The sequence below is a fragment of the Bifidobacterium sp. ESL0704 genome, assembly GCF_029392075.1.
Classification (GTDB): Bacteria; Actinomycetota; Actinomycetes; order Actinomycetales; family Bifidobacteriaceae; genus Bifidobacterium.
The window spans coordinates 1,479,699-1,494,824 of sequence record NZ_CP113929.1 but is presented as its reverse complement, the minus strand read 5'-3'; the positions used below and the strand labels follow the sequence as shown (position 1 = coordinate 1,494,824).

The window sequence follows — 15,126 nt, the reverse complement described above, 5'->3', positions numbered from 1 at the left end:
GAGCGTCGGCTAAGCCGCTTTTTGCCGACAGGCGGCTTAGCCGGATGACGATGCCCCGTTTGTCAGCGAGAAAGTGAAAGAATGCTCACAATCGGCATTTAGCGATGGCAAACGGACTATAGAAGTAGGTGATAGTTCGTTTCCTGCATCAAAGATGACGGGTCGGCAACACCGGGGTTTTAATGCTGGGAAACGGAATCTAGGTATCTATAAAAGTCCGTTTCCCAGCATTAACGTGGGGAAACGGACAAAAGTTTCACTGCATATGCAGTTTGGTGCTGGGAAACGGCATATAACGGAGACTAATATGCCGTTTCCCAGCACCAAAGGGCCACGGGCCACGAGTCACTGGAAACTGGAAACAAAAGCCAGAGGGCTACTTCTTCTTGGTGTACATCTGTGTGTTGAGCAGATTGGCATAGTGCTTGATGACTGCGGGGCGCTTGACCTTCATCGATGCAGTCATCAGGCCGTTCTCCTGCGTGAACTCCTCGGGCAGCAGGATGAACTTGCGTACGGATTCGGCGCGCGATACGCCTTCGTTGGCCTTGTCGACCCACTTCTGCACCTCGGCGCGGACCACGGCGTTCTTGCAAGCTTCTTCCATGGACATGTCACGGTCGAGACCGGCGGCGTCGAGCCAGGAACGCAACGAGATCTCGTCAAGTGTGATGAGCGCGGAGATGAACGGGCGCTTGTCGCCGAGCACCAGAGCCTGGGAGACGAACGGGCAGCGTTGGATGATCTCTTCGATCGGCCCGGGGGCGACGTTCTTGCCGCCTGCGGTGATGATGAGGTCCTTCTTGCGACCGGTGATATAAAGGAAACCGTCGTCGCTGATACGGCCAAGATCGCCGGTGGCATACCAGCCGTCGGGAGTGAAGGCGAGTTCGGTCGCCTCATCGTTCTTGTGGTAACGAGGGAAGACACAGGTGCCCTTGACCTGGATCTCGCCATCTTCACCCAAGCGAATCGAGAAACCGGGGTAGGGGATGCCGACGGATCCTTCGTGGAACGGGGTGCCCTTCGGGTTGAACGCACAGGGAGCGGTGGTTTCGGTCAGGCCGTAGCCTTCGTAGGCGGGCACATTGGCACCGCGGAAGAAGGCGAGCAGTTCCGGGTCGAGCGGGGCACCGCCCGCGACGAACCATTCGGCCTGTCCGCCAAGAACCTCGCGCAACGACTTGTAGACGATCGGATCGAAGGCGGCGCGGCGTGCACGTGTGGTGAAGCTGGCCTTGCCGTTTTCGCTCATTTCCTTCTCGTATTCCTGTGCCGCCACCACAGCCGCGGCGAATGCGACGCCCTTGGGGCCGTTCCCGGCCTTCTGCGAGGCGGCGTTGTAGACCTTCTCCAGTACTCGGGGCACGAGAATGGTGACGGCCGGCTTGGCGACCTGCAGGTCGCCGATCAGCGTCTTGATGCCGCCGGCGATGTAGATGTGCAGGTCGCTGGCGACCACGATGTAGTTGACCGCGCGTGCGAAGGTGTGTGCCTGCGGCAGGAAGAGCAGGACGGATTTGCCTTTTTGTTGCAGCAGCTTGGGCATGTAGTCACGCAGGTTCAGCGCCGTGGTGCAATAGTGCTCGTGCGTCATCTCGACGCCCTTGGGCGCTGCGGTGGAACCGGAGGTGTAGACGATGGAGCACAGGTCGGTCTTCTTGATGGAATCGATGCGTTGGTCGAGCGTTTCGTCGGTTACCGATTTTCCGTAATCGCGCAGCTCCTCGAGTGCGCCCGCCTCGAGCGTATAGATCTTTTCCAGCGTTGGGCAGTCTTCGACGGCTCCATCGGCCTTTTTGCGCATGTCGTTGGTCTCGACGATGAGCAGGCGTGAATCGGAATTGTTGACGATGTTGCGTATCTGCTCAGCAGAATCGGTGTCGTAGATGGTTGCCAGCACGCCGCCCACGGCCATTACGGCCGCATCGACAACGTCCCATTCGTAAGAAGTATGGGACATGAAGGAGACGCCGTCGCCCTTGTCAAGACCGTAATGCATCAGGCCTTTGGCCACTCCGCGTACGTCCTCGAGGAATTCGTTGGCGGTTTTGGTGACCCATTTGTTGCCGACCTTGAAGCTGTACAGCGGGTCATCGCCCATGCGTTGCGCGCGGTCGACATAGAGGTCATAAATGGACATGTCGTCGTCTATCGGAGGATTGCCGGCGGTGGTCACGGTCAGCAATCCGGTCTTCTCGTCGACGAAAAGCTTGGTGGGGTAGCCCGGCCCCCATTCGTGGGTATGGGGCAGCGTTGAGAAATCGACGGGTTTTACGGTTGCAAGGTGGCGCTCGTCATTGAAATCCGGTGTTTCCGGATCCTCGGTATTGACCGGGTGCTCGAAGCCGCTTCCCAGATGGAAAGCCTTCTGACTTAGCTTCAGCGTTCCCTTTTTCAGTGAATTGATGACTGACACGTGCGCTTTCCTCGACCTTCTATGAAAACTGTATTCCAAGTAATAACGCCAATTCTATAGGATTTGTCGCGTTTCGTCACCTTACGGTAGCGTAAGGCAAGCTGTTCGTCGCAGGCGAGACATGTCGGTGCTTTGCTTGCAAAACGGAAGGTTTGAAATACTGCGATTGTTGGGAAAACGAGCGTGCCGACTTACGTTTTTGCATCGCATGCCCAACGAATGTATAGAGTCGCTGTTGCGCTATCGGTTAAACCGATCTGTCGCTCACGCGCCCTTGGGTTTGGCGAGTCGGAACACTTCGCTGACGAATGCCGTTACGGTTTTCCAGTATCGTTTGGGGTCGGTCGAAGCCGACATCGCGTGAGCGGCTCCGGCAACGATGAGTTTTTGCTTGACGGGGCTCGCACAGGCCCGGAAATTGAGGTCGAGACTTGTCGGATTGACGAAATCATCGGCCGATCCATGGATGAAGAGCATGGGAATCGATGTATGACGCAACGCCTTGAGGCATGAGGCTTCCTTGAAATCGTAGCCGGCACGTCGGCGTGCGATGGAACTCATGATGCCGATCACCGGGCGTGCCAGAAATGTTGGGGCATGGTAGAGGTGCCTGGCGCTGTATAGGAATTGGTCTTCAAGACCGGTGTAGCCGCAGTCGGCGATGGCGGCCTTGACGTTCTTCGGCAACCGCGGGTCGCCCGCTGCCAGCATCACTGTCGCCGCTCCCATGGAATTGCCGTCCAACAGGATCCGGGCATTCGGGTCGTTGGCCACAATGGCGTCGATCCACAGCAACAGGTCGCGATGTTCGAGCGCGCCCATGCCGATGTATTTTCCGCCGCTCAGTTCGTGGCAGCGGCTGGCCGGGGTGAGTACGGTGAAACCCATACCGGCGAAACGATGGGCGTATTTCGCCATTTCCTTTGGATCTCCCGAAAATCCGTGGCAGCAAATGGCATAGAGATGGCGTGGGGGGTCGGCGCAATCCGGGTCGAGTATCCAGCCGTGCAGGCGTGTTCCGTCCCTGGCCGTGATTTTCGCTTCGCGCTTGGCGTCGTCGAACCAGCGTGAGGCCTCGGCCTCTTCGTCGGCATCATGGTGAGGCTGGCGGGAGGCGAGGGTGGTGTCCGGACGGTTGCTTCTGAACAGGGAATGTTTTGAGCCGGGCTCGAGGACGAAGCGGAAAAGATAGTCGGCGATGCCGTAAAGTACGCCTGCTGTAGCGAACCCGCCGAAAATCAAGCTTCTCGCCAAGGTTCTGACTTTGGAATGCTGGACCATCGGAGACTCCAATCGTGACAATGCGGATTACGCTCATTATAAAAGGGCAGGCGCACAATTTCATGACGATATCGATGTCAGCGTTACGGGTATAATGAAGAGGTTGTTTCGGCAGGTTTTATATCTGCCGCGCTTTGGCGAGGGGAAGTGATTCCCGTTATCGACTGGGCTGAATGGTTCGGGTCTCTTTGAGGCTGTGATTTCGGCGCGTCGGTGCACCGAAACAGCACAGTGAATAATAGAAGCAATCTCAAGGAGATTAGATATGGCAAACACCATTACCATCGAAGGCGAAGTCCGCAACGAGTTCGGCAAGGGCGTGGCCCGTCGTATGCGCGTGGCCAAGCAGATTCCGGCCACTATCTATGCCGGTGGCAATGAACCCGTTTTCGTGAAGCTGCCGATGCGTGAGACCACCTTGGCGCTGCGCCGCACGAACGCGCTGTTCACCATCAACTATGGCAAGGATTCCAAGATGGCCGTCGTCAAGGACGTCCAGCGCAACCCTGTCAAGCGCATCGTCGAGCACATCGACTTCTACGAGGTCAAGGCCGGCGAGAAGATCGAGGTCGAGGTCCCGGTCTTCGCCGTGGGCACCCCGAAGGGCGCGGCTGTCGCGTTCGTCGATATCCAGCAGCTGCGCGTGCGCGCCAGTGTCGATGCGCTGCCCGAGCGTATCGATGTCAACGTCGACGGCCTGCAGGACGGCGAGAAGGTCTTCGCCAAGGATGTGGATCTGCCCGAAGGCGTCGAGTTCGTCAACACCGATCCTGAAGAATCCGTCGTCACCGTCGAAGTACCTGAGGACGCCACCGCCACCACCGCGGTCTCCGCTGAGGACACCACCGCCGAAGGTGCCGCCGGCGCCGCAGCCGAGGGTGATGACGCCGCTTCTGCCGGCGATGCCGCGGCTTCCGATGCCGACAAGAAGTGATTAGCCGGTATTTTTAGCGATATCCGAGGTTTTTGGACTCATTGACGGTTCATGGATCTCTTCGTTTGACCCGCATGGTCTTATGGGTAATGGACTGTGCGGGTCATTTGTTTGCCCTATGGTTTTGGCGCACGGAAGCGTCGAATGGATGGGACAGTGTTTTCAAAATGTGAACTATTCCACCATCCCGGTGTACTTCTGTGCAAAGGTAGCACCATAACCAAGCGCCACAAGCGTACGGCAGACCACCATTCCGGCCGCCACGGCGGCTGAAGTAAAGAAGAAGTGCAAATGACTGAGCAATCCCATCATGATCCAGAAGCGTTGTCGAAATTAACCGAACCTTTCAAGGTGCTCGACAACCCACATCCCGCAACCGATGCCGAGCGGGCGAAACTGATTGACAAGCCGGCGTTCGGCCAGCTTTTCAGCGACAACATGGTCCACATGGTCTGGCATAAAAGCAGCGGCTGGGGCGATCGCCAGATTCAGCCATACGGTCCGCTTGCCATGGATCCCGGTGCCTCCGTCCTGCATTATGCACAGGAATGCTTCGAAGGCCTCAAGGCTTATCGCCACACCGACGGCAGCACCTGGCTGTTCCGCCCGGACGCCAACGCCGAACGCTTCGCCAATTCCGCCAAGCGACTCTACCTGCCGGAACTCTCCAAGGACGACTTCCTCGGCTCCGTTGCCGCGCTGGTCAAGCGCGACATCGACTGGGTGCCGACTCGCCGCGAGTACACGCTGTATATGCGTCCCTATATGTTCGCCTCGGAGGCGTTCCTCGGCGTGCGCGCCCCGAAGACTGTCGACTATTGCGTCATCGCCTCGCCTTCAGGCCCGTATTTCCCCGGCGGCGTCAAGCCGGTGAGCATCTGGGTGGAAGACAAGTGGTTCCGTACCGGCCCCGGCGGCACCGGCTTCGCCAAGTGCGGCGGCAACTATGCGGCCTCGCTCTTGGGCGAATACCGCGGTGCCGACCATGGCTGCGAGCAGGTCTGCTTCGTCGATGCGGCCACCAAGACCTACCTTGAGGAACTCGGCGGTATGAATATGTTCACCGTGCACAAGGACGGCCATTTGGAGACCCCGTCGCTGACGGGCAACATCCTGCCCGGCGTCACCCGTCGCTCGCTCATCCAGCTGGCGCAGGACCACGGCCGCGACGTCGTCGAGACGATGATCAAGCTCGACGACCTGTTGGAAGACATCAAGTCCGGCGAGGTCACCGAGGTCTTCGCCTGCGGCACCGCGGCGATCATCACTCCGATCGGCCGCTTCAAGTCAGAGAAGTTCGATGTCGAGGTGGGCGGCGGCGAGTCCGGCGAGCTCACCTGCGCGTTGCGCGACGAGCTTCTGGGCATCCAGCTCGGCGAGATAGAAGACCCGCATGATTGGATGTGGAAGGTCTGCTGAGCGGTTCGGTGCCGACCGGCTTTCGGCTTCAAACGGCCTGCGCATTTCCTTGCAATGTTGGAAATGTGCAGGTCGTTTTTTATCCGCAGAATCATGTTGAAGCGTTGAAGCTGCTGTCCCATCGACCGCTTCGATGGGGTTTATTGCCGAGCATGCGATGATCAGGCGTTTTGCGTCCTCGTTTTTGGCTGTTGTCTGGTATATTCTTCAACTAGCCGTACCGAATACGAAGGATGTGCGAAATGCAACTGGCGCTGGAAAGTAACGTCTTTTTCTGGGCCATCGAATATATCGCCACCTTCTGCTGCGGCCTTTTGGGCGGGCTGTGCGCCGTTAAGAAAAGATATGATTTCATTGCCATCCTGATGACCGTTTGGTTGACCGGTCTCGGCGGCGGCATCATCCGTGATGTCTTGCTCGGAATTTTCCCTCCTGTCGGCGTCTCGGACAAAGGCTTGGTCATTACTTCGTTGGTTACCGGCGTCGCCGTCGCCGTCATCTATCCCGAAGTCGACAGACTCAAATGGACGATGGTCGCGCTGGACGCGCTGGCGTTGGGACTTTACGCGGTCAACGGGACGCAAAAGGCGCTGATCTATCACACTTCCGGGATGACCGCCGTCTTCATGGGGCTGATCACGGCCATCGGGGGAGGCCTTATTAGAGACATGCTCCTCAACGTCGTGCCCGCAGTCATCCGCGACAGCCATTGGTATGCGGTGCCCGCCCTGATCGGAAGCATCCTGACGGTGTTCGTGACCCGCGCCTATCAGGGCGGGCATATTTCGTTCACCTTCGAAGTCGTTGGGGATATCGTCATCGTCGCGTTCATCGTCGTTCTGCGCGTGCTTTCGGTACGTTTCGATTGGAAGGTGCCGGGGGCGATTAAGCGCAGTCATGCCTACTTGCCTCTTGCCGCCAAAGACGACAGCGAGAAGAGCCGATAACAGCAGGCGAATTTCGTATTGACAGGATAGACAGGCATGACGTCGAAGAGTTGTCTAAAAGGCAATATCATATTATGATATAATGACTATCGCCTTGATGAAATATTCATGAATAGAGATATGCTGCCGAGAGAGAAAGCGCGGGAGAGAAGTGTGCGATCTGGACGACGCGAACGCGAATTTAAAGACGAATGAAATGAGCGCTGGGATGAAGAAGGCTCAGGATTCCACGTCAAATTCGATGATTCTCTCTGATACATCGCGAACCAACGATAAGCAGCCATGCTCAAAGGCCACGATGAGGCATGATGTGGGGCGTCAGACCCTGATTGTCTGGAGTTTCGTCATTCTATCCGGCATCCTGTGGATGGTTTTCCAAAAGTTTCGTTTCCTTTTCGTCATGTTCGGCAACGTGCAGGAAAGCGAAGTCGACGGTGTGGTCATCATGGCCAGTGGAGTCGTGGCGGTTCTGGTCGTATTGGTGGCTTACAGGCAATTCTGGATCGAGAATGCCAAAGGGGTGAGGTCGATTCATTGCACGATCAGGCTTTCTTCCAGGCAGTCATTGGATTGGCGAATCTGGTTGTACCTGTTTGTCGCGGTGCTGGTTTTTGCTTCGGTAGGGAATCTCTTCTCCCAGGGTTTTCAAGGTGTGCTGGGTGTATTGGGCTGGCCGCAGCGTAATGATGGCGCACAGTTCGGCCAGATGATGGATGGTTCCATCTCGGCACTGCTCGCGGTAGGAGTCGCCGGCCCGGTCATCGAGGGAGTGTTGCTGTACGGGATTGTCTTGCCCTCGTTGGAACGATACGGCAGAATCTTTGCTATCATCACCGCCTCGTTGTTGTTCGGCTGCATCCAAGGCAGCATCACCCAAGGAGTCAGTGCGATGTTGATAGGTCTTGTGCTGGGCTGGGCGGCCAGTGAATATTCCGTCGTGTGGTCGATGACGTTATGTGCCTTTTACTATCTTGTAGTGCAGGAAGGCATATCTTCGTTCATGACCATGTTGTCCGACCAAACGCAAAACGTGATTCAATACACTTTTGATGTGCTACTGCTTGTCGTCGGCCTGGTATTTTTTGTGGTCAACCGAAGGAAAGTAACAGATTGGTGTGCCAGCAATCGTAGTGTCAAACATGCCTATCAGGGTTGGCGCTCGCCGCTGTTCATATTGACTTTCGTGATTTTCGGATTCGTCGCGGTGACGAGGTTATTGTTCTGAATCAACCGTGGTAGGACTTGGTCATATCGCTTCCATTGAATCGACTCAAAGGGGAGCAGCATGCAGATTGGTGATAGGGCGAGGGACGATAAGCCTGCGGCAAAGGAGCGTTCTCACATCTCGCCTCTGGCGACATTGCGGAAGTCATTACGGCTGTTGACGGCAGTGGCGCCGATATCCGTCATTGTTCTCCTTGTTCTTACTGTGGTGCGGGCCCTGCTCTCGCCCCTGCAGATTTTGGCCACAACGCAGATCGTGAATGCCGTGGCTACGGGTGTGCTTGCGAAGGTTGTCGATTCGGCGATATTTTTCGCTCTGGTCTTAGTGTCAATGTTCGTGGCCGAGAACGTCATTAAATATCTATCCGACTCAATTCGAGAAAAACTATCCTACCGCGCCAATTGCAGTATCGTCGACAAGCTCACTACGCTCGAAACGCAGCAGTTCGAGGATGCACAGACCAACGATTGCATACAGCGGGCCGGAGGAGATACCGGCGGACATATCTTCGCTATATTTGATAGTGCACGTGATTTTCTGCAGTCGTTGCTCACTATCGTATCCGTGTTCTCTTTACTGGTTTCATGGAACACATGGGTGGCCTTTTTCCTTCTGCTGGCGCCTATTCCAGGTACCATCGGCACGTTGATGGCCAGTTCCAAACAGTACAATATCGATTACCGGCGGGCAGGCGAACAACGCCTGTCGGACTATTATCGTTCGATTCTGACATCGGATAATGCGGCCAAGGAAGTCCATCTGTTTGGTCTGGGTGGTTTGTTGTCAGGGCGTTATAAGACGCTTATCGGCGGTTTCCTCAAACAGGATCTCGGCATGTCACGTACCTATCTGTGGATTGCGCTTGGCTTGGGGATTCTTACGACTCTGGCCAATATCGGGGCGGTCGCCGTGGGTGCGATTCAGGCCATGCATACAGGTAATGTCGGGCAGCTGGCCGGTTATATCAGCGCGACAGGGTCATTCGGGCAATCGGTACTGCTCATTTTGGTTTCGGTCTCCAGCATCTATCAGAGTCTGCTGTATGCCGGCAATTGGGTTCATCTCATGGACATTGAGCCGGCCGTGATCCGCTCTGGTGGCAAGAAAATCGACGATGGAACGCCAATGACCGTTTCTTTCCGAAACGTACGATTTGCCTATCCTGGTTCAACCGATGGCAAGGAAATTCTCCATGGTGTCTCTTTTGATCTTCCCGCCGGTCAATGTTCGGCTCTTGTCGGGCTCAATGGTGCGGGCAAATCAACGATCGCAAAACTGATTTTACGTGTCTATGAGCCCACTTCCGGGTCGATTCTCATCAACGGCAGGGATATCAGCGAGTATTCCCGTGCGTCATTGTACGAGAGGTGTTCTGCGATTTTCCAGGATTATATACGTTACGAGCGGCCCTTACGTGAGAATGTGGGCTTTGGCAATCCGGATGGAATCGACGATGATGATGCCATTGAGCACGCGCTTGATCTGGTAGGGCTGAAGGGTCTGGGGCAGTCGCTGCCCGAGGGTCTGGATACGGTATTGGGAAGGCACTTCGAGGACGGTTACCAGCTTTCCATCGGGCAATGGCAGCGCGTCGCCTTGGCCCGCGCTTTGTTCAGGCGGCCGTCGTTGCTGATTATGGATGAGCCGACCGCATCGGTGGACGCCCTTTCCGAGAAGCACTTCTTCGACTCACTGGATCGGGCGGATAGTACGCAGGAAGGGTCGCGGCGCACCACCATCCTCATCGCCCATCGTTTCACCACCATCACTCACGCCAGTCATATCGTCGTCCTGCGTGACGGCGATATCGTCGGAGAGGGCGAGCACGAGACATTATTGTCCGATTGCCCGTATTACCGCGGTTTATATGAGGCCCAAGCGGTCAGCCAGCGGCACGAGGATCCCGCCTCGATGCTGTGTCCGGAGAATATCGAAGGAACAGGCGTACGTATGGGGGCTTAAAATATTTCGTGCCCTAAGGTGTGCTTCATCTATTGCATTCAAGGGTAGGGAGATAACCGTGCAAGAAGATGGAAAGGGAGTTCCTTGTGATGTTGCCACGTCGACCTCGTTGTCGGAGGACGGCAATAATGCTGTCGACGAAAATGAGTATGTGGCCAACAACGATTCGGTGTTATCGGAAAGCAACCAACCTCAGGATACTTCTACGGAGGTAGCTCTAGCAAACACTGTCTGGATTGCGAACGCACCCAATGATTCTGAGCGCGAGATTGATCCCGGTTTATCTGGTGACTCAGCGACAGCGAATTCTAATGAAAAGTCGTCTGCACAAGGTGAGCAACGCACGCCTGAACAGATACGAAGAAAGGCTGTAGGCCACCAGGCGGCTATTGTGTGGGGATTTTTCCTGGTTTGGGCTGTTTTGCAGGTTTTGGCGGGAATCTTCGGCTCGTTGGGGAAAATGGATTCGCCGAGCTTGGACGCGTGGATCAATCTTTTCACCGAGCCGATAGCTGTTCTGGTCGTGCTGCTGGCTACAGGCACCTTGTCGCGTTCCAAATCAACGGAAGGCAAAGCGAACTATCATTGCGCCATCAGATTCTCTTCCAGGAAAACCATAACATGGAAGGAGTTGCTCATCATAGTGGTGACGGTGACGGCAGTGAGTGCGGTAGGTGACGTGTTCGGATCTGGGTTCCAAGGCCTGCTTGACATGTTCGGGCTCAAACAGCACGATACGATGACCGAAATCGATACCATGGTCAATCATTCGATGATCGGCCTGCTTGATGTCGTATTGATCGGCCCGGTTATCGAGGAACTGCTCATGCGCGGAATCATCATGTCGGCGCTGGAACGCTACGGTCGTATTTTCGCCATCGTAACCTCCTCCCTGCTCTTCGGCTTCATGCATGGTGACATCAGCCAAGGATTCGCCGCGGTGTTGTACGGGCTTGAGTTGGGTTGGATTGCTTGTGAGTATTCAATCGGCTGGTCCATTGCCATGCATATCTTCAACAACCTGGTGCTTGCGGAAGGGTTGAATGCCCTGTTTGCAATGTTGAACGATCCGATGTCGTCGATTCTTGAAGCGGTGTTTGACGGCTTCTTCATCGTACTCGCCATTGCGTTGCTCATTTGCAATCGCCGCAAGGTGGCCGCTTGGTATCGTGACAACAAGACGCCCCGCCACACCTACCGTGGGTGGCAATCCCCGTTGTTCATTTTCACGTTGGTCGCTTTCGGCCTCTTCGCGTTGAGCAGGATTGGGTTTTGAAAATGATCGATCCAGTGAATGCGGATCTGCCGGTTCGATAAGTCCGAACCTTTCCGATTGTTGAATATGCGACGTGATTTTCAAAATCGATGGCTTGAGGATATATGAAAAGTCCTGTGATCACAAAACGTAACCACAGGACTTCACTGATCTAAAGGCGTTTCACCCTAGGCCATCTCACATCTTGTTGATGGCAACCGCGAGATTGGACTTGCGGTTGGCGGCCTGGTTCTTGTGAACCACGCCCGCGCTGGCGGCCTTGTCGAGCTTCTGGCCGGCGATCTTGAAAGCTGCCTCGGCGGCGGCCTTGTCTCCGGACTCGATGGCTTCACGGGTCTTGCGAATCGCAGTCTTCAGGCTGGATTTCACGGACACGTTGCGCTTGTGCGCCTTTTCATTGGTCAGCACGCGCTTCTTCTGCGACTTAATGTTTGCCACAATTTCTCCAAACAACGTTTTCTATAAGGACATACAAGACTCTAGAATAACACTGTATGCCGATATTTCGCGCGGATTTGAAGGAAATAAGGTTACGCGTTTCGCTGTTGCCATGTTTCTTATCCTTCTGTTGCAGGGTGCCGTGGGGTTCGTAGGCAACAATCACGGCATTCCTTTGCCTACCTCGGCCGATAGAATGGGACCTAGTAAGAGGAAAAGCGGAATCGTAGAGATTCCACCGAGAACCGTTTGTATAGGTAAGGAGCGTCATCAGTGACTGAGGCGAAGAACAAACCGGGATTCACTGACCAATCGCTGATCCGTAATTTCTGCATCATCGCGCATATCGACCATGGCAAGTCGACGGTGGCCGACCGTATTCTCCAGCTTTCCGGTATCGTGCCGCAGCGTGAGATGCACGACCGGTTCCTTGACCGCATGGATATCGAGCAGGAGCGCGGCATCACCATCAAATCGCAGGCCGTGCGCGTGCCGTGGACCTTCGACGGGCAGGAATATACGCTGGGCATGATCGACACCCCGGGGCACGTCGACTTCACCTACGAGGTCTCGCGTGCGCTGGCCGCATGCGAAGGCGCGGTGCTGCTGGTCGACGCCACGCAGGGCATCGAGGCGCAGACGCTCTCCAACCTCTACATGGCGATTGAAGACGACCTGACCATCATTCCGGTCCTGAACAAGATTGATCTGCCCAGCGCCGAACCCGACAAGCATGCCGAGGAAATTGCGAACCTCTTAGGTTGCAAGCCGAGCGACGTGCTGCGCGTTTCCGGCAAGACCGGTGAGGGCATCAAAGACCTGCTCGACCAGATCGTGCTGGAAATTCCTGCGCCGCACGGCGATCCGAAGGCCCCTGCACGCGCGCTGATTTTCGATTCCGTCTACGATACCTACCGCGGTATCGTCACTTACATCCGTATGGTCGACGGCGAACTCAAAAGCCGCGAAAAAGTGCATATGATGGGCATCGGCATGACGCACGAGCCCATCGAGATCGGCGTGATCAGCCCCGATATGGCTCCGACCAAGGCGCTTGGAGCCGGCGAGGTCGGCTACATCATCACCGGCGCGAAGGACGTCAGTCAGTCCAAGGTCGGCGACACCGTCACCTCGGCGCTGCGTCCGGCCAGCGAGCCGTTGCCCGGCTACCGCGACCCGCATCCGATGGTCTACGCCGGCATCTTCCCGATCGACAATGCCCAGTTCCCGGAGCTGCGCGATGCGCTCGACAAACTCAAGCTGAACGATGCGGCCCTGACCTACGAGCCCGAAACGTCGGTCGCGCTGGGATTCGGCTTCCGCTGCGGCTTCCTCGGATTGCTGCACATGGAGATCGTGGTCGAACGTCTGAGCCGCGAATTCGGGCTCGACCTGATCTCGACCGCCCCGAACGTGACCTACAAGGTCACCGCCGAAGACGGGACGTTGCACGAGGTCAAGAACCCGAGCGAATTCCCGGACGGCAAGATCAAGCAGATCGTCGAGCCGATGGTCGCCGCCGACATCATCACACCCAAGGAGTTCATCGGTTCGGTGATGGACCTGTGCCAGGACCACCGCGGCGAGATGGGCACGATGGAATACTTGAGCCCCGAGCGCGTCGAGATGCACTACCGCATTCCGCTGGCCGAGATCGTCTTCGATTTCTTCGACCAGCTCAAAAGCCGCACCAAGGGCTATGCCTCGCTCGACTACCACGAGGACGGCGAACAGGCCGCGGACCTCGTCAAGGTCGATATCCTCATCCAGGGGGAGAAGGTCGACGCGTTCAGTGCCATTGTCCACCGCGACAAGTCCTACAGCTACGGCGTAATGATGACCAAGAAGCTGCAGAAGCTCATCCCACGCCAGCAGTTCGAGATTCCCATCCAGGCGGCCATCGGCTCGCGCGTCATCGCCCGTGAGACCATCCGTGCGCTGCGCAAGGACGTGCTCGCCAAATGCTACGGCGGCGACATCACCCGTAAGCGCAAGCTGCTCGAGAAGCAGAAGGCCGGAAAGAAACGCATGAAGATGCTCGGCCATGTCGAGGTGCCGCAGGAGGCGTTCGTGGCCGCCCTATCCACCGGCGAGGCCGGCGCCAACAAGTCCATGGACATCGACACCAAAAACAAGATTCGCGCTGCCGAAAAGGCTGTCAAATAAAAGGTTCTGTCCGGTTTCCGCCATAAATAAGCCATTGACGGCCGTCAAGCGTCTTACTTATGGCGGATTTTTTGGTTCAATCATTTTGTGCCGTTCAGCGGTTGTCAGTGGCTCATTTATGGCGCAACCCATGATTCAGCCATAATTCAACTCTCCTGATAGTTACCAGCGACCTACTCATGTCGAAACTATTCTGATTCCTCCCTATTCGAGCCGCTCAGCGGTTGTCGGAGGTTCATTTATGGCGCAACCTGGAGTACGCTCTTGGGGCATATGATGGTGGTCGGTGTGCAGTGGTTTGAGAAGGGCGGAATCCATGACGATGAGGTTGGATGAGGCGATTCATGCGCGGCATGTGGTTCGGCATTACACCGACAAGCCGGTTGCGCAGGATGTTGCCGATGAACTGCAGCGGACGATTGAGCGGTGCAATCGCGAAGGCAACTTGAGTATGCAGCTTAAGCTCAATGATCCTGCCGCATTTGAGGGTTTTCTGACCGATTACGGCATCTACAAGAACGCGCGCAACCTTGTCGCGATTGTTTCTGATGGTACTAACGGATGGGAAGAGCGCTGTGGCTATTATGGCGCTCACGTCTTGCTTCGCGCCACTCAGCTCGGATTGGACACCGGCTGGGTCCGGCAATTTGGCAGGCATCTGCGTAAACATGTGGCGTTGGAGGGCGGGGAACGCCCGAGATTCGCCATTGTTTTCGGTTATGGCGTCAACCATGGCCATCAGCACAAGTCGAAACGGTATGAGCAGGTCGCGCGTGTGCCGGAAGGCATGGATACGCCGACATGGTTCCGCAATGGCGTTCAGGCCGCGCTTCTCGCGCCGACATCGCTGAACCAGCAAAAATTCACGTTCACCCTGCAGCCTGATGGTCGCTCTGTCGAAGCCAAAGCCGGCTTAGGCCCCTGCACCCGCACCGATCTGGGTATCGCCAAATACCATTTTGAAATAGGTGCTGGCTCTGACACAGATTTTGCGTGGGTATGATTGTTCCTCGTATCAGGGTGAAGGCAGCGCGGCCATGTTAGGAAAGTACTGAAAAT

Annotated in this window: 11 protein-coding genes; 8 read left to right on the top strand and 3 right to left on the bottom strand. The window is 56.1% G+C overall.

Going from position 1 to position 15,126, the window contains the following annotated elements; all coding sequences use genetic code 11:
• Nucleotides 1–376 precede the first annotated feature (376 nt).
• Both OZX64_RS05315 and OZX64_RS05310 read right to left on the bottom strand, forming a co-directional pair.
• On the bottom strand, nt 377–2,419 hold the full coding sequence (locus OZX64_RS05315; protein WP_277157278.1) for an AMP-dependent synthetase/ligase: 2,043 nt from the start codon (nt 2,417–2,419) through the stop codon (nt 377–379).
• A gap of 264 nt (nt 2,420–2,683) precedes the next feature.
• Entirely contained in the window at nt 2,684–3,700 is a 1,017-nt protein-coding gene (locus OZX64_RS05310) for an alpha/beta hydrolase (RefSeq protein ID WP_277171870.1), read from the bottom strand.
• Nucleotides 3,701–3,965: 265 nt separating this feature from the next.
• Here OZX64_RS05310 and OZX64_RS05305 point away from each other — a divergent pair, with 265 nt between their 5' ends.
• From OZX64_RS05305 to OZX64_RS05280, 6 genes are all read left to right on the top strand, one after another.
• Nucleotides 3,966–4,634 carry a 50S ribosomal protein L25/general stress protein Ctc gene (locus tag OZX64_RS05305; protein WP_277171868.1) on the top strand — a complete coding sequence of 223 codons (669 nt, stop codon included), beginning with the start codon at nt 3,966–3,968 and terminating at the stop codon, nt 4,632–4,634.
• Nucleotides 4,635–4,925: 291 nt separating this feature from the next.
• Nucleotides 4,926–6,053 (top strand): branched-chain amino acid aminotransferase, encoded by a 1,128-nt coding sequence (locus OZX64_RS05300; protein ID WP_277171866.1) that lies wholly within the window; start codon nt 4,926–4,928, stop codon nt 6,051–6,053.
• A gap of 242 nt (nt 6,054–6,295) precedes the next feature.
• Nucleotides 6,296–7,000 (top strand): TRIC cation channel family protein, encoded by a 705-nt coding sequence (locus tag OZX64_RS05295; protein WP_277171864.1) that lies wholly within the window; start codon nt 6,296–6,298, stop codon nt 6,998–7,000.
• A 196-nt stretch (nt 7,001–7,196) separates the two neighbouring features.
• Complete coding sequence (locus OZX64_RS05290; protein WP_277171862.1) at nt 7,197–8,225, top strand: CPBP family intramembrane glutamic endopeptidase; 1,029 nt, start codon at nt 7,197–7,199, stop codon at nt 8,223–8,225.
• Between the two features lie 60 nt (nt 8,226–8,285).
• On the top strand, nt 8,286–10,187 hold the full coding sequence (locus tag OZX64_RS05285; protein WP_277171860.1) for an ABC transporter ATP-binding protein: 1,902 nt from the start codon (nt 8,286–8,288) through the stop codon (nt 10,185–10,187).
• A 58-nt stretch (nt 10,188–10,245) separates the two neighbouring features.
• Nucleotides 10,246–11,463: a CPBP family intramembrane glutamic endopeptidase gene (locus OZX64_RS05280; protein ID WP_277171858.1), complete on the top strand. Its 1,218-nt coding sequence runs from the start codon at nt 10,246–10,248 to the stop codon at nt 11,461–11,463.
• A 177-nt stretch (nt 11,464–11,640) separates the two neighbouring features.
• On the opposite strand, the gene rpsT is transcribed toward OZX64_RS05280, so the two are convergent.
• On the bottom strand, nt 11,641–11,901 hold the full coding sequence (gene rpsT / locus OZX64_RS05275; protein WP_277171856.1) for a 30S ribosomal protein S20: 261 nt from the start codon (nt 11,899–11,901) through the stop codon (nt 11,641–11,643).
• Nucleotides 11,902–12,174: 273 nt separating this feature from the next.
• Between rpsT and lepA the strand changes: the two genes are divergently transcribed.
• Complete coding sequence (gene lepA / locus OZX64_RS05270) at nt 12,175–14,067, top strand: translation elongation factor 4 (protein ID WP_277157285.1); 1,893 nt, start codon at nt 12,175–12,177, stop codon at nt 14,065–14,067.
• Between the two features lie 322 nt (nt 14,068–14,389).
• The gene (locus OZX64_RS05265; RefSeq protein WP_277171854.1) at nt 14,390–15,070 is read left to right on the top strand and encodes a nitroreductase family protein; all 681 of its coding nucleotides are present in this window, start codon (nt 14,390–14,392) and stop codon (nt 15,068–15,070) included.
• Nucleotides 15,071–15,126: the final 56 nt, after the last annotated feature.